The following is a 19,471-nucleotide window of genomic DNA, read 5'->3' on the forward strand; positions in this document are numbered from 1 at the left end:
GAAGCGTTCGCGGCTCCACACCCACTGCTCGGGTGGCGGGATCGATCCACGCCGAACGCGGGTCAGAGGTGACCGAGGCCGGGAGCCGGCGCGTTGGCCAGCACCTCTTCGTAGCGGGCGTTGCGGATACCATTGATCAGTTCGTTGGCTTCTTCTTTGTCCCGCACCACCTTGGACACCACGACAACGGCGAACATGGCCGAGACGAGGCCCATTCCGACCGTCCATCGCTGCTGGACCGAGATATCCAGCAGCATCAGGTTTCCCACGTTCCAGGCTGCGGTGATGGCCAGGAAGACGACCGAAGCGCCGAAGAATGCCGAAGTGTTCTTGGGGACGATCTTTGGTGTGGACATGCGTAGGTGACCTTTCGGTGACGGAACGGGGGTCATTCGGCGGAACCTGTACGACGGCGGGTACTGCGCGCCGGTTTGGCGGCCTTCCGATGTCGAGGCGGTACAACGGCTTTCGACAAGGTATGCCGTCGCCCATCGAATTGATGGACCTTGAGGACTTGTTCCAATTTGGTGTGCCGAATACGGCTGGCCTGCTTGCTGATCCCTTGAGCATCGCCGATGTCTGTGTAGCTGGCCTGCGGAATTGAACTGCGCAGGACGTGCACGGCCTGCGCCTCGAGGATGTCGAGCACCACGCGGGCCTTGGAGATCAGTGCGATCTCGGCGAGCTGCTCACCGAACGGATCATCATCGGGCGCGGGCTGGGTGGCCGCGGACACCAGGAGTGCTGCGATGTAGTCGTACATCTCCTTGAGATCCATGTCGCAGAGCATGCAGCACGACAACGCACATTGTCAACGACAATCTTCATTGTCGGATGCCACAGACCAGCTGCATGGATCAACTTCGTCCATTTGGGACGAGAGTGACAGGAGTCATCACTTTCGCCCATGCCTGCGAAGTTGATCCACGCCAAACGGGGGGACCCATTGCCGGGGGTCAGGCGCCGGGCGGGTCAGAGCACGGTCAGGGGTTCGGGTCGCCCGGCCACGCCGACACCGTCGATCACCAGCACCCGGCCCGACAGCGGGGCGGCGGCGAGTTCGCCGTCCGAGAGCCCCGTCCGTGCGGTCGTGACGAACACCGTCCGCAGGTCCGGGCCACCGAACGCGATGCTGGTCGGACGGCGGACCGGGAGAGGCACCACCCGGTCGATCGCACCGTCGGGGGCATATCGGACCAGCCGGCCGCCGTCCCACTTCGCTCCCCAGACGAATCCGTCGATGTCGACGGTCAACCCGTCGGGATCGCAGTCGTCGTCGACGGCAAAAACCCGGGGGTTCACCAGACCGCCGGAGTCGACGTCGAAGTCGAAAGCCTGGATGGTCCGGGTGACGGAGTCCGTATAGTACATGGTCCTGCCGTCCGGTGAGAAGCCCGCACCGTTCCCGCAACCGATGCCGGTGAGCACCGTCGTGGAGCTCCCGTCGGCCCCGATCCGGTACAGCCCTGACGATCCCGACTCTCCGTCGAGCACCATCCCGCCGATCCAGAAGCGCCCCGCCGGGTCGACGGTGCCGTCGTTGTAACGGGTTCCAGGTAGATCACCCTCCGGGTCGACGACGAACGTCAGGTCGCCGGTGGTCAGGTCCAGGGTGTGGACACCGTTCTGCAACGCGACCACCAGCCCGCCCTGCGCGCGGACCGCGAGAGCTCCGACCATCGAGGGCATCGGCCACGTCCGGACCACCTCGGCCCCCCAGGCCCACCGGTGCACGAGCAGGCCTTCGATGTCCACCCAGTAGAGGCACTGGTCGGCGACGGACCAGACCGGCCCCTCCCCGAGCAGGGAGGGGCCGGGCGGGTCGGTCCACGAGTCACCGAGGGCCGAGATTTCGAGCGTCATGTCCTCGACGCCAGAGCACGCTGCAGCATGAACAAGGGATCAGCGCGCGCCGAGCACGTGCTCGACGGCCAACTGGTTCAGGTGGACGAACGCGTACGAACGCTCGCCGGCCTTGTCCGCATCGAACGCCTCGAACGCCGACGGGTCGGCGAGCAGGTCCTTGACCGACTCCCCCGCCGCCAGGGTCGACTGGGCCAGCTCGTTGATGCCGGACGCGGCCAGCGCCTCCTGGACCTCCGGGTCGGCGCGGAAGGCCAGCGCACGCTCCTTCAGCAGCAGGTACATCCTCATGTTCGCGGCTGCCGAGGCCCAGACACCGTCGTAGCCTTCGGTTCTGGATGGCTTGTAGTCGAAGTGACGGGGTCCGGTGTACTTGGGCCCTCCGCCCGGGAAGCCGTTCTCGACGAGGTCGACGGTGAAGAACGCGGACAGCAGCTCGCCGTGGCCGAAGACCAGATCCTGGTCGAACTTGATCGACTTCTGGCCGTTGAGATCGATGTGGAACAGCTTGCCGGCCCACAGCGCCTGGGCGATGCCGTGCGTGTAGTTCAGGCCGGCCATCTGCTCGTGCCCGGTCTCCGGGTTCACGCCCACGATGTCGCCGTGCTCCAGCGATGCGATGAACGCCAGCGCATGGCCGACGGTCGGCAGCAGGATGTCTCCACGGGGCTCGTTGGGCTTGGGCTCCAGAGCGATCCGGATGCCGTAGCCGGACTCCTTGATGTAGGCCGCCACGGTGTCGACGCCCTCACGGTAGCGATCGAAGACGGCGTGCAGATCCTTGGAGCCGTCGTACTCGCTGCCTTCGCGGCCACCCCACATGACGAACGTCTCGGCTCCGAGTTCGGCGGCGAGATCCACGTTGCGCAGCACCTTGCGGAGTGCGAACCGGCGGACCGAGCGGTCGTTGGACGTCAGGCCGCCGTCCTTGAACACCGGGTGGGAGAACAGGTTGGTGGTGATCATCGGGACGACCATGCCGGTGCGCGCGAGGGCGCCGCGGAAATCGGACAGGATCTTGTCGCGGGTGGCCACGTCCGATCCGAACGGGATCAGGTCGTCGTCGTGGAACGTGATGCCCCAGGCGCCGAGTTCGCTGAGCTTCTCGACCGCCTCGATGGGATCCAGCGGGGCACGGGTGGCGTCCCCGAACTGATCCTTGCCCTGCCAGGAGACGGTCCAGAGACCGAACGAGAAGTGATCGGCTGCAGTGGGGGTCACAGACGCGGTGGGGGTGACAGGCATGACACGACTCCCTTGTCGGCGGAGACCGGGCTGCGTCTCCTCGGATCGGTAATTTGTTGGTTGAATGAACTTATCGCGACGGTCCACTAAGGTCAAGCCATGACGGAATTCGGTTCGGCTCGCGATCTGGCCGGGTCCGGACGCACCCCGATCACCCCCGCGCGGCAGGCCAGCCTGCGGGAACACAACCTGGGCATGGTGCTGGACCAGATCGTCAACTCCGCCGCGGCACCGTCCCGTGCCGACATCGCCGCCTCCACCGGACTGACCAGGGCGACCGTCTCGGCGTTGGCCGACCGGCTCCTGGCGGGTGGTCTGATCGCCGAGCTGGCGCCCGTGGCATCCCAGCGGGCCGGACGCCCCGCCGTGCCGCTCGTGCCGGCCGCCCGCAGCTTGATGGCCGTCGGCCTCGAGGTCAACGTCGACTACCTCGGCGTGCGCGTCATCGACCTCACCGGCTCGGTACTGGCCGAGCAGGTGGTCGCCGGGAACTTCCGTCGCGCCGGACCTGGGCCCGTGCTGGCCAGGCTGGCCGCCCTGTTCGCCGACACGGTGGCCCCGCTGACCGCCGAGGGCATCCCGCCGGCCGGCTGCTACCTGGCCCTGCCCGGACTCGTGGACCGCCGGACCGGTCCCCTGCGGTTGGCCCCCAACCTCGGCTGGGACTCGGTGGACGTCGTCGGCCTGCTCACCGCCGGCCCGTACGGGGCAGCGCTCGCCGAACTGCCGGTCTGGCTCGCGAACGAGGCCACCCTGGCGGCCAGGGCCGAGGCCGAGGCCCTGCGGTCGATCGACGTGCACTCGTTCTTCTACGTCTCGGGGGAGATCGGCATCGGTGGGGCCATCGTCACCGAGGGTTCCGTCGTCCCGGGTCGGCACGGGTGGAGCGGGGAGATCGGCCACACGCTGATCGATCCGTCCGGCCCGCGTTGCGGTTGCGGATCGACAGGGTGTCTGGAGCAGTACGCGGGCAAGGACGCCCTGATGGCCGCGGCCGGTCTCGACCTGGCCCTCCCCGTCTCCGCGCTGCTCGCCCGGGCCGGGACCGAACCGGCCGATCGGGCCATCGCCGCCGGCGGACGCGCGCTGGGTATCGCGCTGGCCAACACGGTGAACCTGATCGACGTCGACACCGTGGTGCTGGGCGGCATCTACACGCCGCTGGCCCCCTACCTGCTCCCGCACATCACCAGGGAGCTGGCCGCCCGCGTGCTGTCGCACCCTTGGTCACCCGTCATGGTCCAGGCGGCCAGGTCGATCGACTACGCAGCGCTCACCGGTGGGGCCATGACGGTGCTGGGCGAGATCGTCCGGGACCCGAACAGCTGGACCCAGCGGGTTCTGCCGGAGCAGGGCCCCCGGACCCAGTAGGTTCGGACAACGTGAGCACCAGCCGGAACGCAGTCCCGCAGACGGCGGCGCGCTCCGGCCGATCGGTCCCCCCGTACCGGGTGGCGAGCGAAGGCCAGGAGCGCGTCGCGCGGTGGACCGTGTTGATCTACTCGGTGGCATCCGTCGCCACCCTCGCCGCGTGGCCGCTCGGCCGGTTCTCCTCGGGCCAGGGTTGGGTGGACGTGGCCGGCGACGTGCTCAACCTGCCGCTGGCCTATGGTCTTTTCGGTTCGTTGCTGATGTTCCTGGTGACCGGGTCCCTGCTGCGCCGCAAACGGTTCGGCCTGTGGATCGTGCTGATCCTGCAGATGCTGGGTGTGCTGCTGGCGCTGGGGCTGCTGATCCGTACCCGTGGACACGTCCGGATGCCGGCACTGCGCGGGCTGGAACTGGACACCGGCGCACAGATCACCACGTACGCGGGCGCCGTATTCGGGCTGCTGGCCATCGGCCTGCTCTGGTGGGCCAGGGCTGCGTTCCCGGCCCGTCGGTCGCCGGGCTCGCGATGGGCCGCCCTGGTGACCCTGGTCAGTGGCATGCTCGTCTCGATCGCCCTTGCCATCATCCTCGCGGAGGCCTACGACGGCTCGCTCAAGCACCCGTTCATGCCGGTGGTCCAGGGCACCAGGGCCGCGCTGGGCCTGAACAGCATCTTCCCGCGGGATCCGAACGTCGCCCACCTGCCGAACTGGATCACCTCGCTGACCAGCACCGTCTCGGCCATCGTGCTGCTCGCCGCGGTGGCGGTCTTCCTGCGCTCCGGGCGTACCCGGCTGACGATCGAGGGCAGCACCGAACTGGCGATCCGGAAACTGCTGCTCGGCGGCGGACACGACGACTCGCTCGGCTACTTCGCCACGCGGCGCGACAAGACGGTGATGATCAGCCCCGACGGACGGGCGGCGATCAGCTACCGGGTCATCGCCTCGGTGGCGCTGGCGTCCGCGGACCCGCTCGGACCGAAGGACGCGTGGCCGGGGGCGATCAACGCGTGGCTCGCGCAGGCCCGCACCTACGGCTGGGTACCGGCGGCCCTCTCGCCGGGCCGGGAGGCCGCGCAGGCCTACGTCGACGCCGGGCTCCGGGCCATTCCGCTCGGTGACGAGGCCATCGTCGACACCTCCACCTTCACTCTCGCCGGCCCGGCGATGAAGGCCGTCCGGCAGGCGGTGGTGCGGGTCCAGCGGGCCGGCTACACCGTGTCGATCCGGCGCCATCGGGACATCGAACCCGCCGAGATGGCCCAGCTGGCCGACTGCGCGGAGGCCTGGCGGGGCGATGCGCCCGAACGCGGCTTCTCGATGGCGTTGTCCCGGCTCGGCGATCCGGCCGACGGCAGCTGCCTGATGGTGGTCGCGCACCGTCCGGACGGCGAACCCGCCGGACTGCTCTCGCTGGTCCCCTGGGGGCGCCGCGGCGTGTCGCTGGACCTGATGCGCCGCGACCGCGAAGGCATCAACGGCCTCGTGGAGATGATGGTGACCACGCTGATCGAGCGGAAGGCCGAGTTCGGTCTGCGCCGGATCTCGCTCAACTTCGCGATGTTCCGGGCGGTCTTCGCCGAGGCAGAGGAATTCGGCGCCGGCCCGGTCACCAAGCTGAACAACGCCGTCCTCGGCGTCTTCTCCCGGTTCTTCCAGCTGGAGAGCCTCTACCGTTCGAACGCCAAATACCGACCCAGTTGGGTGCCGCGCTACCTGTGCATCGACTCGCCGCTGTCGCTGATCCGGGTCTCGATCGCAGCCGGTGTGGCCGAGGGGTTCCTGCCCTCCGTCACCCGGCGCGAGCGGCTGACCTCCCTACCCGCCGCGCCGTGGCTGGTGAAGGCCATCGCCGACGCCGAGGAGCAGGCGGCGACCGTCCGGCCGGCGGCCCTGCGCCGACCCCGGGAACAGGAACGCATCCGTCGGGACCGACTGGGCATCCTCGCCGCGGCCGGGATGGAGGCCTACCCCGTCTCGGTGCCCCGGACCGGGACGCTGCCGGACGTGCTCGCCCATCCGGACGGCGCAGTGGTCAGTGCCACCGGACGGGTCGAGGCGCTCCGCGACTTCGGCGGCGTGAGCTTCGGCGTCATCGCGGGGGAGTCGACCTCTCTGCAGTTGCTGCTGTCGTGCCTCCAGACCCGGGAGTCGTCGTTGAAGCTGTGGCGCGCCGCCGTCGACCGCGGCGACATCGTCAGCGCCACCGGCACACTGGGCTACAGCCGCAGCGGAGAGCGATCGTTGATCGTCACCGATTGGCAGATGGCCTCGAAGTCACTCAAGCCGCTCCCGTCCAGCCGCACCGGCCTGACCGACCCGGAGGCAAGGGTCCGCAACCGGTCCGTCGACCTGATCGTGAACCCGGACTCGCTGGCCATCCTGGCCACCCGCAGCGTGGCGGTCGGTGCCCTGCGGACCGCCTTCTGGGCCAGGGGTTTCGGCGAGGTGGAGACGCCCATCCTGCAGAACGTCCACGGCGGGGCCACCGCTCGCCCGTTCACCACCCACATCAACGCCTACGACCGGAATCTGTCGTTGCGGATCGCTCCGGAACTCTTCCTCAAGCGGCTGATCGTCGGCGGCACCGGCCCGATCTTCGAGATGGGACGCAACTTCCGCAACGAGGGGGCGGACGCGACCCACAATCCGGAGTTCACCTCGCTCGAGGCCTACCTGCCCTTCGCCGACTACCACCGCATGCGGGAGATCACCACCGACGTCATCCGGGAGGTGGCCACCGCGGTCTACGGGTCACCGATCGCGATGCGGCCCGACAAGTCCGGCATTCTCGAAGCGGTCGACCTCTCCGCCCCGTGGGGCGTCATGACCGTGCATGACGCCGTCAGCAAGGCCTGCGGTGTGCCCATCGACGCCGGCACGTCGACGGAGGAACTGCAGCTCATCGCGCTGGCGAACCGGGTGGTGGCCCCGGACGGGATGAGCGCCGGCGAGATCGTGATGGATCTCTACGACCACCTGGTCGAGCCGACCACTTTCCTCCCGACCTTCTACCTGGACTTCCCGGTCGAGACCTCACCGCTGACCAGGACCCACCGGACCGATCCGCGGCTGTCCGAACGCTGGGACCTGGTGGCGTTCGGCATGGAGATCGGCACGGCCTACTCGGAACTGGTGGACCCGATCGACCAGCGTGCCCGCCTCACCGAGCAGTCGCTCCGGGCCGCCGCCGGCGACGAGGAGGCGATGGAGATCGACGAGGACTTCCTCGGCGCGATGGAACTCGGGATGCCCCCGACGGGCGGGCTCGGCCTTGGCGTCGACCGTGTCGTGATGATGCTGACCGGCACCCCGATCCGCTCCGTCCTGACGTTCCCGTTCGTCCGGCCGCTGACCTGACGTCGATCACTCCGCCCGGACGGCCCGCCCCTCAGTCGGAGGCAGCCGTCAAGGCGGCGAGCTGGGCCTGGGTGAGCCGGAGGTGGGCAGCGGCCAGCAGGCCCTCGACCTGGGAAAGCCTGCTGGCACTGGCGATCGGCGCGACGACGGTCGGCTGCGCCGCCAGCCATGCCAGAGCCACGGTCCCGACGCTCGCCGACTGCTCGGCCGCGACCCGGTCGAGGGCGGCCAGCACCCGGAGTCCGGATTCGTTCAGGTACCTGGAGGCGCCTTCGGCACGCGGTGAGCGCCCGTCGGCGGCGCTGGTGCGGTACTTGCCGGTCAGGAATCCACTGGCCAGCGACGAGTACGGCGCCGTCACCAGACCCTCGCGCGCGACGAGATCCTGCACCTCGCCCTCGAACTCCTGACGGTGCACCAGGTTGTAGTGCGGCTGCAGTGCCACGAAACGCGGCGCGGCCATGTCGTCCGCGATCTTCAGCGCTTCGGCCAGTCGCGCCGCCGAGTAGTTCGACGCGGCGACCGCCCGCACCTTGCCCTGGGCCACCAGTTCGGCGAATCCCGCGACGGTCTCCTCGAGCGGAGTCCTCGCGTCGTCCCGGTGGGCGTAGTACAGATCGATGTGGTCGGTGCCCAGCCTGCGCAGGGAGGCCTCGACCCCGCTGCGGATGCTTGCTCCCCGCAGATCGGTGAGGGCCCCGACCTTCGTGGCGATCACCATCTGGTCGCGATTGCCGCGGGCCGCCATCCACTTTCCGATGACGAGTTCCGACTCACCGCCGGTGTGTTCCGGCACCCAGGCGGAGTAGGCGTCAGCGGTGTCGATGAAGTTGCCGCCGCCCGCCACATAAGCGTCCAGGATCTCGAACGATGTCGCCTCGTCGGCCGTCCAGTCGAAGACGTTGCCGCCCAACGAGAGTGGGAACACCTCGAGTTCGATGCCGGGGATCTTGCGATTCGTGGTGCCGGCCGTCTGCGTCATTCTGCGTCTCCTTCGATGGTCTGCCTTCCGGATCACAACGTCACCGCGCCGGCGGGAATGCCTCGACCACGGGTGGCACCGGTCACAGCTAGGGTGGGTCAATGGACGTTCTGACGGCACACCGGTCCGGGCTGCGGCAGTTCAGCAATCGGGTGGAGGCCATCCGCGAGGACCAGTGGCAGAACCCGACACCCGACACCGAATGGGATGTCAGCGACCTTGTACAACACCTTGTCTACGAACAACTGTGGGTCCCCCGCCTCTTCGACGGCGAGACCATCGCACAGATCGGTGACTCCTTCGAGGGCGACGTGCTCGGTGACGACCCGAAGGCCGCCTGGGGTGCCGCAGCCATCGCGGCACGCGCCGCCGTGGAAGCGCCCGGGGCGATGGATCAGATCGTTCATCTGTCCTTCGGCGATGTCCCTGCCGAGGTCTACGTGTGGCAGATGACGGTCGATCTGGTGGTGCACTCCTGGGATCTGGCCAAGGCGATCAGGGCCGACGACCAGATGCCGAACGACATCGTGTCCGCGGTCCTGGAGCAGGCCAAGGTGCTGGCCACCGACTGGCAGGGCACCGGCCTGTTCGCGGCGCCCATCCCGGTGCCCGGTTGCACGGACGACCTCACCGAGTTGCTCGCCCTGCTGGGGCGCGCACGCTGAGACGACCCGGGTGAGGGCAGTCCTGATCCCGCCGGGCATGAGCTACTGTCACCGGTGACATATCGAGCCTTCGCCGCCTGACGGGACCCAAACCACCATGAGCACGATGCGCGAGGTCGCCGCCATGGCCGGGGTCAGCGGCAAGACCGTCTCGCGGGTGATCAACGGCGACCGATACGTCTCGGCCGACGTCAGATCCCGCGTCGAACGGGCCGTGACGCAATTGCAGTACGTCCCCAACATGTTGTCGCAGTCGTTTCGATCCGGTCATGACAATGCCATCGGCATAGCGGTTCCCGAGATCGCGGATCCATTCTTCGGCGCCGTGGTCCAGGCCGTGGAGAGGACGGCGCGGGCGCGGCGGTCGGCCGTCATCATCACCAGTCTCGGTGACGGTGCCGACGACGAACGGGCGGCGGTCGAGGCCCTGCTCCGCCGGCAGGTCACCGGCCTGATCATCGCGCCGGTCTCCACCGAGCAGTCCTACATGCTGCCCTGGCAGCGCACGACCGTCATCGTGTTCATCGATCGGCCGCCGTCCGGGATCACGGCCGACAGCGTGGTCGAGGACGATTTCGGCGGAGCGGTGGTGGCGATCCGTCATCTGATCGATCAGGGGCACCACCGGATCGCCTTCCTCGGGAACGGCGCCGCGGTGGTCACCGCCGGACGGCGCCTCGAGGGCTACCGGGCCGCACTGACCTCCGCCGGCATCTCTCCGGACGGTCGCCTGATCAGGCTCTACCAGGAAGGTCCCGGCAGGTCGGTGACGGCCGTGCGCGAACTGCTGGCGCTGCCCGATCCGCCGACCGCGATCTTCTCGTCCAACTCCGAAGGGTCCGTCCCGGCCGTCGCAGAACTGCACGCCTGCGGCCGGAACGACCTCGCCTTCGTCAGCTTCGGCGATTTCCCGATGGCCGCCGCCCTCCGTCCGTCTGTCACGGTCCTGGACCAGGATCCCGGGTTGGTCGGACGGACCGCTGCCACCCGTCTGTTCGACCGGATCGATTGCCCCACCGGTGAATTCGAACGACAGATCGTCCTCCCCGTGCAGCTGCGCATCCGTGACTCGACCCCCGCGCCCCTGTCCCCCGCACTCTGAACCGCCCGCCCACCAGCAAATCCACCAGCACCATCCATCAGCAGCATCCCCGGAAAGGAAGTCCCATGTCGGAGTTCGAAGGCCGTCCCGTTCTCGTCACCGGAGCCGGAGGTGGAATCGGTGGCGCCACCGTGCGCCAGTTGGTCGCCAAGGGCGCCGACGTCATCGCAGCCGGACGAACCGCCGAGTCGATCGAGGCGATCATCGCCGAGACCGGTTGCCGTTCGGTTGTTTTCGACCTCGAGTCCGAGGAGAGCATCAAGAACGCGGTGGACGGTCTCGACCTGTGGGGGGTGGTCAACTGTGCCGGATTCGGCGGCGAGATCGCCAGCCCGCAGGACACCGACATCGACGTCTTCGACAAGGTCATCAGCATCAACGCCCGCGGCTCGCTGCTGGTCATCAAGTACGCCGCCCGGACGCTGATCCGGCTCGGGAAAGGCGGGTCGATCGTCAACGTCTCCAGTCAGGCGAGCCTGGTCGCCCTGACCAGCCATGTGTCCTACGGATCCTCGAAGGCGGCCCTGGACAACATCACTCGCGTCTCCGCGCTCGAGTTGGGGCAGTACGGGATCCGGGTGAACAGCGTCAACCCGACCGTGGTGATGACCGACATGTCGAACTTCTACTGGGGGCGCGACGACATCGGCAAGCCGTTCCTGGAGCAGATGCCCCTCGGCCGTTGGGCCACCGAGGACGACGTCGCCGGGCCGATCGTGTTCCTGCTCTCCGATGCCTCCGCGATGATCAGCGGTGTGTCACTGCCCATCGACGGTGGCTACACCAGCCGGTGACGCGGCCCGCCGGTGCGTCAGCAGTGACCCGCCGGCGGCGATCACCGCGCCGACCACCACGTAACCGGCGATGACGACCAGGTGGCCGGTGATGCCGCTGCTGCCCAGATAGACGATGCGCCGCACTGCATCCGTACCGGCCCCGTTGGGCAGGCCGTTGCTCAGCCAGCGCCAGAACGGCGGGAGCAGGGTGGTCTGGTAGGCCCCACCGGCAGAAGGATTGCCCAGCACGACGAACACCAGCACCGTGATGCCGATGCCGAGCACCCCGAACAGCACCTGGAATGCCATCGTCACGGTTGCCGCGGCCGCGACCAGCAGGGCGCCGAGCCACCAGAGCGTCCAGAAGTGTCCGGTCAGTGCGCCCAGGACCTGATCGACGATCAGCGTGCCGCCGAGCCCGGACAGGATGGCATACGGCACGATCGCACCGAGGCGGAAATAGGCCCGCCGAGGAGTCGACGGCCGGGCTCCCGCCGAGACCCCGAGCAGCGCCGCCACCAGATAGCCGCCGACGATCCAGCCGATCACCAGGTAGAAGCCGGTCAGGCCGCGACCGTCCCCGCCCTGCAGGGGCACGATGTCGATGGCCGTCACCGTGCGCTGCTGGGACGCCTCGACCCGGTCGACGACCTCGGTGACCGCACTGGCCACCGAGACACCGCCGCCGCTGGAGGTCAGCATCGTGTCCGCGGTGCCCTGGGTGTTGATGATCAGCGCCGCGGAGATCTGGCCGCTGCGGATCTGCCGCTCGGCGGTGGCCCGATCCGCGAGAGTGGCGGCAGCCAGCGGGGATCCAACGATGGCGTTCAGCTTCGCGACGCTCTGGTCCGAGATCTGCGGCGACGCCGACACGACGGCGAGTGGGATCTTCTGCGGCGTCGGGGCGTGGAACGCACCGACGTAGGACAGGATGAAGCCGAGTTGCAGGAACAGGACGCCGAGGATCAGGGCGACCGTCCGCAGCGACACCGCGTCCTTGAAGTCGACCCAGACGCTCTGCCTCTGCCGGACGGCGGGAACGTCCTGGACGGGAACGTCCTGGACGGGAACGTCCTGGACGGGAACGTGCTGGGCGGGAACCTGCTGGGCGGCCTCGTGCCGCCCGTGCTCTGTCGGTGTGCTCATGGTTGCCTTCTTCTCGTCCTCATTGCTCGATCTACGTTCGATACGGTATCGTATCGGATACAAGAACGTATTCAAATGTGACGGAGTGCTCGATGCCCGCTTCCCACGATCGGACCCCGACCCCCCGCGTGACCAGGCGGCGGGCCGAGACGCGTCGGCGTCTGCTGTCCGCCGCTTCCGAGATGTTCGTCGAGAACGGCTTCGGACGCACGACGGTCGAAGACGTGTGCGAGCGGGCCGGCTACACCCGGGGTGCGTTCTACTCGAATTTCGGCAGCCTGGAAGAGATGCTGTTCACCCTGTACGGCGATCGGTCGGCGGCGGTCGTCGAGGCGGTGGCCAACGCGGTCGGGGCTGCCGTCGATTCCGACGACCGGACGTTGGACGCGGTGATGGACGCAGTGGTCGGAGCGCTTCCGGTCAGTCGCGACTCGCATCTGCTCAACCTCGAGTTCGCCATCCACGCCCTGCGGCATCCCGACGTCGCCGCGGCCCTGGCCGAGCAGCGCCGACAACTACGGGAGGCCCTGGTCCCGGTGCTCCGGCTCGGACTGCAGACGGTCGGAATCCCCTTCACCGACGGCAGTCTGGACGATCTCGGCCGAGCGGTCCTGGCCACCCAGGAGGGCATGTACCTGCAGGAGTTGCTGGAACCACTGGATCGACATCTGCCGTCTCTGCGCCGCCAGGCCCTGACCGCAGTCCTGGTCAACGCGCAGGCCTAGCCATCTGGCTCTGTTTCGGTCCCTTCAGCGTGGTACAGCCACTTCCAAAGGACCGAACCGGGGGCCGCTCAGCCGTCCAGGCGCGGCTGGCCGCGGAACGCCCCACGGGTGGTGCGCTCGAACCAACGGTCACGCAGTCCTGTCCGGCGGTTCCCGAACCAGGTCGGCCAGCCCACCATGAAGTTCGGCAGCCCAGTGCGACGCCGGAGTCGGCGATCGAAGATCGCCCCGCTGATCCGCATGTTCCCCCTGGCATCCCCCTGCGAATCATCGATGCAGCGAACAGGCCACGCCAACCGCCGTCCACTCGCCGCGCAGGGGCCGGGTGCACCCCCCGGTGTCCGTTTCATCCCGCAGACGTTCCAGCGGGAACGTTTCCCGGCCGCCCAGGCTCAACCTGGGTCCTCCGCGAGATCATGACCCGGGTATTCGACTCTGCGGACATACGCGCAGCCGGCTGTATGTCACCGGCCGGCCACGTCCTCGCTACCTGCACCGTCCTCTTGCCTCTGGTGCCACGGTGAGGTCGGTGATGATTTGATCTGATGATGGCCCGCGTGTCGGAAGAAGGTCTGCTGGCAGTGCTCGGCGTCGCCCACGAGATCGCCGGTGTGGGCAGTCGCGATGAGTTCGGCGCCGTGCTGCTGCGAGAACTCAGCGGGCTGATTCGTTCGGAGGTCACCACGCTGAACGAGGTCGACCCTGCGGCCGGGCGTCTGGTGTATCGGGTCGAGCCGGAGTCATTCGTGTTCCCGGCGGGATCGGCGGAACTGTTCGCCGGGTTGGCCCATCAGCATCCGTTGATCCGACATCATGCTGAATCCGGCGACGGGTCGGCGATCAAGGTCAGCGATTTCCTCGGTCGGCAGGAGTGGCAGGACAGCGAGATCTATCGGCGCTTCTACGCGCTGGTGGGGGTCGAGCACCAGATGTCGATCACGCTTCCGGCGCCGTTGCCGATCGTGGTCGGTCTGGCGTTCAACCGGGCCGGGCCGGACTTCGGCGAACGGGATCGCGCGGTATTGAATCTGGTGCGTCCGCATCTGGCCCAGTCGTGGCGCCGCACCCGCGAGTACGAGCGTCTGCAGGCTCTGCTCAGCGCCGCCGGCGGGGTGCTGGCGCAACAGGGCGCGGGAGTGATCGTGTTGGCCGATCCGGTGCACGAACTCACTCCCGGGGCCTTGATGTCGCTGTACCGGTTCTTCGGCCGTCCGGCGCCGCGGGACCCGTTGCCGGTGCGGGTCCGTCACTGGCTCGTCGTGCAGCAGACCCACCTCACCGGCTCCGCTGCGGGCCTGGACCTGGCCCGCCCGCTGCGCGCGAGCGTGGACGGTCGGCAGCTGGTCCTGCGGCACCTGCCCGGGCTGCCCGGTCAGGAGGACACGATCCTGCTGGACGAACGACCACTGGTCGCGCCCGCCGGGACCCTGCAGGCTCTCGGGCTCACTGATCGGGAGGTGGTCGTGGTGCGGTTGCTGGGTACCGGCGCGAGCAACGGCGACATCGCACAGCGACTCTCGCTCTCGCCGTGGACGGTGAAGCGGCACCTGGCGAACATCTACGCGAAACTCGGGGTTCGGTCGCGGACCGGTGCGGCGGCCCTGGTGCTCGAGATCGACGCCCACCACAGGCATTAGAAATTCCGCGACCGCAAGATGGCCCGACTGGGCCATGCGCTCCGAGGGCGGGTCTGTCACTCTGAGGGCCTCGCAACAGGCCTTGTCGGCAGGGTCCGATGCGGAATGACGCCGTGCTCGACCGGGGGCGGCCGACCCGTCCCGATCGGGGAGTTCACCAGTGCCATCAGGGTCTGACTTTCGCACCATTGGTTTTCGGGCCCGGTACGCGGGTCGCCGCCTGACCGCAGGAACGGCTGCGGTGTTGTTGATCGTTGCGGTCGGCCTGGTCGGGATCGTCTGGGCCGGCCCGGCTGATGCCGCCAGCGGGCCCTGCGTTGCTTCGGCGACCCGGGGCGGCGTCCGGATCGCGACGTCGGACACCTGCTTGCCTGCGGGGACCGATGTCGAAGGGTCACTGAAGGTCTCGTTCTCCCACACGGCGACGTTGCCCGGATGCACGGCCCAGGGCCAGCGCTCCTGCATCCAAGAGGTCACGATCTCTCCGCTGCGGGTCTCCGCAGCCGGGCAGGAGTACGGGGGCGGCGCCGCGGGCGGCGTCAGTTGCTCGTTCTACCCCTCGAGCGGCGACGGCACCTACTTCTCCGACTACGACTACCGAAACCCGGGGAACGTACCTGGTCTGAACGCCTACAGCTGTGATGCGTATCTGGCGGTAGGCCCCGCGGCCCGCGCCTACGGAGCCCACATCCAGGAAACCACCTCCACCACCGTCTACGACGCCTACCTCATCGTGGGCACTCGGCCAGGACCGCCCGTGACCGACACTCCGGTGGCGGCCTTCACGGCGGCGCCGTCGTCGGCGAAAGACCTGGGCCAGTACCAGTTCGTGTCCTCCAGCACGGACCCGGCCGGCGAGGCGCTGAGCTACGCCTACGACTTCGGCGACGGCAACCGGACGATCGGCGCGACCGCGACCCACAGCTACACCAAGCCCGGCACCTTCCACGCGAGGTTGACCGTCACCAATACCGACGGCGTCAGCACCAGCGTCACCCACGACGTCGTGGTCGCCGCACCGAAGCTCGAGACCAGCGTGGACTTCGTCGACGCGCACGGCGTCACGCTGACGAAGGTGGCCCCGAAGATCGGCGACGCGGTGAACGTGAAGCTCACCGTGTCCGCCACCACGGGGCTCGGTTCGGTCAACAGCATCACCTTCGCCGATCCGAAGGCGCTGACGGTCACCCCGACGGCGGTCGCGGCGCTCGGCTCGCCAACCCCGCGACTGCCCTCGCCATTCACCTTGGCTGCCGGAACTACGAAGACTTTCGTCTTCCCGGCGACGGTGCTGGGCGCCGGCGTCGCGCAGTTCGCCGCGACGCCCTCCGGCACCGACGACTCCGGAGCGAAAGTGACCGGCACGACCGGGCAGCGTTCGTTCAGCGTCGCGGCCCTGACGGTCGTCATGAGCGTCGACCCGCCTACCTTCACGCTGGACGAGGACGCCGCCGGGCCGAAGCCGAGAGACGTCACAGTCACCGAGACCATCACCAACACCAGCGGCGACCAGGTGACGAACGTCAACGTGCGGTCGCTGGAACCGCAGCGGGTGGACCAGGGTCAGCTGCTGGCCGTGACCTACAAATCGGGCGCGAATCCCGACACGGTCGAGGGTTTGCCGCTGGACCCCATCCCGGCCGGTGGCCACCGACGCATCACCGCCGTCTACACGGTCACCGACGACGGCAAGGTGGACTTCACGTCCCTGGTGACGGCGGCAGCAGCCGATGGGTCGACCCTGCGGGCGCTGGGCAAGACCCGCCTGGACGCGGATCCGAAATATTACCTGCGGTTCAGTTCGCACGTCGTGAATCCACCCGGCGGCACATTGCTGCCCGCCGGCACACCGATCACGGTGACCGGTTCGGTGCACAACCTGTCCGACTCGGCCCGCGAAGACGTCGGCCCGATGTTCGCCGAGGTGGCCGGGAACGCCGGCCTGCAGGGATTGTCGTACGACGGGGTCGGGGTCGACCCGAAATCACTGACCAACCCGGGTCAGTTGATGCTCTCCCCCGGCGACACGAAGGACTTCACGCTCAAGGTGCTCACCGCCTACAGCGACCCGATCAGCGGCAACGGGGGACCTTCGCGCAGCGGGGGCACGTCGGCCACGATCACGTTCGCGCCGTGGGCCACCGTGACCCGGGACGACGGCACCACGTTCACCACCAAGGCAGACACCGACATCCTGAGCACGCCCGACGACCTGACCCACCGGGTCGGCATCGACGACTCCATCGTCATCCCCAGGACCGACGGGTTCGCCGTGGCCGGGGGACTGGCCGTCGGCGGGGTGCAGGGATTGTGGAACGCCGCGGCCGGCATGGTGACGGGGTTGATCAGCCTGCCCGGCCTGTCGGTCTCCACCGTGCACGCGGTCGCGCAATACCAATCGGAGGTCTGGGACTCCTTCACGCAGGCGCAGAAGGAGCAGTTCGCCGGCAGCACGGCGTCGCTCCTGGTTCCAGTCCTGCAGGCAAATGCGGGCCTTGCGGCCGAAGGCTCGGCCCAGCTGTTCAGCAAGGCCTCCAACGCCGTGTACCAGTACTTCACGACGCTGGACAACGACTGGCACACCGGCAACTACGCCAAGACCGTGCAGGACTACACCGCACTGAGCACCGACGCCATCGGGCAGTTCGCCGTGCCGTGGGCGATCGGGAAGCTGGCGACCAGCACCGACGCGGTGCGGGCCGTCCGGACCACGCAGCAGATCCAGGACGCCAGCGCCACCGCGGCGGCCTCCGCCGTCACCGACGCCTCCTCGGCTGCGGCCGTCGCGGAGTCGGTGTCCACGATCAAGAGCGGGGCCCGCCTCGACTCCGCCGAGGTCGCGGAGCTGTTCGGTGTGGGACCGGACGAGTTGGCCTCGTTGCAGGCGCTCGCCACCAAATACGACTTCCTGATGGTGGTCCGATCCCGCGCGGCCAGCTCGCTGGACTGGATCCGGGACTTCGCCGCCATGCTGAAACCCGAAGCCCTGAAGATCAAGACCGTCAGCCTGCTGGACACCCGCCTGGGCTATCAGGCCAGGTACATCGGGTCCCTGTTCCTGAAAAAACCGTTGCCGTTGATCGAGTTCGACAAAGGCGGCGGTGATCTGGCCGAGTTGGTCCGCGGCTACGTCGAGGGACAGGGATTCGCCCCGAACGATGTGGACTACAACAGCGCCATCAGCCGGGTGACCGACCGGATCGCCGAGTGGAACAAGTATGCCGAGACCTACCAGGCGTGGTCCAAGCGGGGCTGGATCGACGTGCCGTTCAACTGGGAGGGCAACGCGATGAGCGATCCCACGGTGTCGGGCAGCGGCAAGTTCGCCGGATTCAATCTGAAACCCGTTGGTGTGACGCCGGTGGGCGAGGCTCCGACCGAGTTCGTGGTGCAGATGTACAACCAGCGGGTCGAGCGCTTCGTCCCGGTCACCGGCGATACCGATCCGATCGCCTTCACCCACATCGACGGCGCACCCCTGAATGCGCAGGAACACGCAGCCCTGCTCAACGACATGCGCCGAGATCCGAATCTGCTGACCCAGCACGGTGAATCGGCCACCTACGTCAACGGCGGCATCGATTTCATCGCCTCCCAGTTCAAGCCGGGCGAGGCCGCGCTGATGATCGCGGCCCGCGGCAGCGCCCCCAGGGCAGTACGGTTCGATGCCCGTCAGTCGACCTGGAACAGCGCGAGCGACTACCACCTGGTCTGGGACTACGGGGTGATCGACGCCGGCGCCGAACCGCCCACCACCGGCACCCTGGACATCGACTACCCGGCCCTGGAACGACCCGCGACCCCGCCGCCGGCCGGTGTCACGCTGCCGCTCCCGGGCAACGGCGCCACCGGCGGCGCGAACGTCGGCCGCTGCGCGATGACGTACTCCGCCACCGGCGCAGCCGCGGCACCGCTGGAGATGACGGCTGCCGGCACGCTCGGCCAGATCGTCGGCACGTCGGTGCAGGCGTCTCCGCTGGAGTCGACCTGCTTCACCGAGGGTCCGGTGGTGCCCGTCTCCATCCGACCCGGGACGACGGTCAGCGACAATGTCACGGCCGGGCAGCGCGAGATACCGGTCCAGACCGGTGACGGCGTGTCGGGCAACAGCACCACGGACGGTTTCGCTGTGGGACAACAGGTCTCGATCAACCCTGGCGGAGCCAACGCCGAGACCGGCACCATCTCCGCCTTCGGCTCGATCATCCTCGGTTCCACGCTGAAATACACGCACCAGGCCGGAGAGGTCATCGTGGTCACCGCTCGGGTTGGTGCCCTCTCCGTTCCCGTTCCCGGGTCCGGGTCCGCGTCCACGGCCTCGCCTCCCGCCCAAGCCAGTTCGGGCCTGGCCGATACGGGCGTCGGTGCTCTGGCCGCCGAAGCCGGTGCGGGCCTCGCGCTTCTCGTCGCCGGCACCGTCCTGCTCATCGCCGGCAAGGGACGGCGGAACCACTGGGCTGAATCAGTGGTCGCCCATCAGCCAGGTGTCCTTGGAGCCGCCGCCCTGGGAGGAGTTCACCAGCAATCCGTCGGCCTGCAGCGCCACCCTGGTCAGACCGGCCTCGACCACCACCGTCTCGGCGCCTGAGAGCACGAA

General features: G+C 68.3%; 14 protein-coding genes. 8 read left to right on the forward strand and 6 right to left on the reverse strand.

Annotated elements, in window-relative coordinates; all coding sequences use genetic code 11:
* Positions 1 to 62: 62 nt before the first annotated feature.
* The 4 genes from H7F38_RS02845 to xylA form a co-directional block, all read right to left on the reverse strand.
* A complete protein-coding gene (locus H7F38_RS02845) occupies positions 63 to 356 on the reverse strand; it encodes a hypothetical protein (RefSeq protein ID WP_187092757.1) in 294 nt (97 codons plus the stop codon).
* Between the two features lie 32 nt (positions 357 to 388).
* Complete coding sequence (locus H7F38_RS02850; protein WP_187092758.1) at positions 389 to 778, reverse strand: hypothetical protein; 390 nt, start codon at positions 776 to 778, stop codon at positions 389 to 391.
* Between the two features lie 194 nt (positions 779 to 972).
* Positions 973 to 1,863 carry an SMP-30/gluconolactonase/LRE family protein gene (locus H7F38_RS02855; RefSeq protein ID WP_187092759.1) on the reverse strand — a complete coding sequence of 297 codons (891 nt, stop codon included), beginning with the start codon at positions 1,861 to 1,863 and terminating at the stop codon, positions 973 to 975.
* Between the two features lie 39 nt (positions 1,864 to 1,902).
* On the reverse strand, positions 1,903 to 3,108 hold the full coding sequence (xylA, locus tag H7F38_RS02860) for a xylose isomerase (protein WP_187092760.1): 1,206 nt from the start codon (positions 3,106 to 3,108) through the stop codon (positions 1,903 to 1,905).
* Positions 3,109 to 3,207: 99 nt separating this feature from the next.
* Here xylA and H7F38_RS02865 point away from each other — a divergent pair, with 99 nt between their 5' ends.
* Positions 3,208 to 4,479: an ROK family transcriptional regulator gene (locus H7F38_RS02865; RefSeq protein WP_187092761.1), complete on the forward strand. Its 1,272-nt coding sequence runs from the start codon at positions 3,208 to 3,210 to the stop codon at positions 4,477 to 4,479.
* Positions 4,480 to 4,490: 11 nt separating this feature from the next.
* On the forward strand, positions 4,491 to 7,841 hold the full coding sequence (gene lysX, locus H7F38_RS02870) for a bifunctional lysylphosphatidylglycerol synthetase/lysine--tRNA ligase LysX (RefSeq protein ID WP_222618401.1): 3,351 nt from the start codon (positions 4,491 to 4,493) through the stop codon (positions 7,839 to 7,841).
* Between the two features lie 31 nt (positions 7,842 to 7,872).
* On the opposite strand, the gene H7F38_RS02875 is transcribed toward lysX, so the two are convergent.
* Positions 7,873 to 8,823: an aldo/keto reductase gene (locus H7F38_RS02875; RefSeq protein ID WP_187092762.1), complete on the reverse strand. Its 951-nt coding sequence runs from the start codon at positions 8,821 to 8,823 to the stop codon at positions 7,873 to 7,875.
* Between the two features lie 101 nt (positions 8,824 to 8,924).
* Here H7F38_RS02875 and H7F38_RS02880 point away from each other — a divergent pair, with 101 nt between their 5' ends.
* The 3 genes from H7F38_RS02880 (at position 8,925) to H7F38_RS02890 (ending at position 11,384) form a co-directional block, all read left to right on the forward strand.
* On the forward strand, positions 8,925 to 9,488 hold the full coding sequence (locus tag H7F38_RS02880; protein ID WP_187092763.1) for a TIGR03086 family metal-binding protein: 564 nt from the start codon (positions 8,925 to 8,927) through the stop codon (positions 9,486 to 9,488).
* Between the two features lie 97 nt (positions 9,489 to 9,585).
* Positions 9,586 to 10,590 carry a LacI family DNA-binding transcriptional regulator gene (locus H7F38_RS02885; protein WP_187092764.1) on the forward strand — a complete coding sequence of 335 codons (1,005 nt, stop codon included), beginning with the start codon at positions 9,586 to 9,588 and terminating at the stop codon, positions 10,588 to 10,590.
* 65 nt (positions 10,591 to 10,655) lie between these two features.
* The gene (locus H7F38_RS02890) at positions 10,656 to 11,384 is read left to right on the forward strand and encodes an SDR family oxidoreductase (RefSeq protein ID WP_187092765.1); all 729 of its coding nucleotides are present in this window, start codon (positions 10,656 to 10,658) and stop codon (positions 11,382 to 11,384) included.
* Here the strand turns inward: H7F38_RS02890 and H7F38_RS02895 are convergent.
* Positions 11,349 to 12,512, reverse strand: coding sequence for a DUF3533 domain-containing protein (locus H7F38_RS02895; RefSeq protein ID WP_187092766.1), 1,164 nt, complete (start codon positions 12,510 to 12,512; stop codon positions 11,349 to 11,351). The genes H7F38_RS02890 and H7F38_RS02895 overlap by 36 nt on opposite strands.
* Positions 12,513 to 12,604: 92 nt before the next feature.
* Between H7F38_RS02895 and H7F38_RS02900 the strand changes: the two genes are divergently transcribed.
* The 3 genes from H7F38_RS02900 to H7F38_RS02910 all read left to right on the forward strand — a co-directional run bounded on the left by H7F38_RS02900 (position 12,605) and on the right by H7F38_RS02910 (position 19,462).
* Entirely contained in the window at positions 12,605 to 13,237 is a 633-nt protein-coding gene (locus H7F38_RS02900) for a TetR/AcrR family transcriptional regulator (RefSeq protein ID WP_187092767.1), read from the forward strand.
* Between the two features lie 557 nt (positions 13,238 to 13,794).
* Complete coding sequence (locus H7F38_RS02905) at positions 13,795 to 14,874, forward strand: helix-turn-helix transcriptional regulator (protein WP_222618402.1); 1,080 nt, start codon at positions 13,795 to 13,797, stop codon at positions 14,872 to 14,874.
* A gap of 241 nt (positions 14,875 to 15,115) precedes the next feature.
* Positions 15,116 to 19,462: a PKD domain-containing protein gene (locus H7F38_RS02910; RefSeq protein ID WP_187092768.1), complete on the forward strand. Its 4,347-nt coding sequence runs from the start codon at positions 15,116 to 15,118 to the stop codon at positions 19,460 to 19,462.
* Positions 19,463 to 19,471 lie beyond the last annotated feature (9 nt).

The organism is Nakamurella sp. PAMC28650 (assembly GCF_014303395.1).
Taxonomy (GTDB): domain Bacteria; phylum Actinomycetota; class Actinomycetes; order Mycobacteriales; family Nakamurellaceae; genus Nakamurella.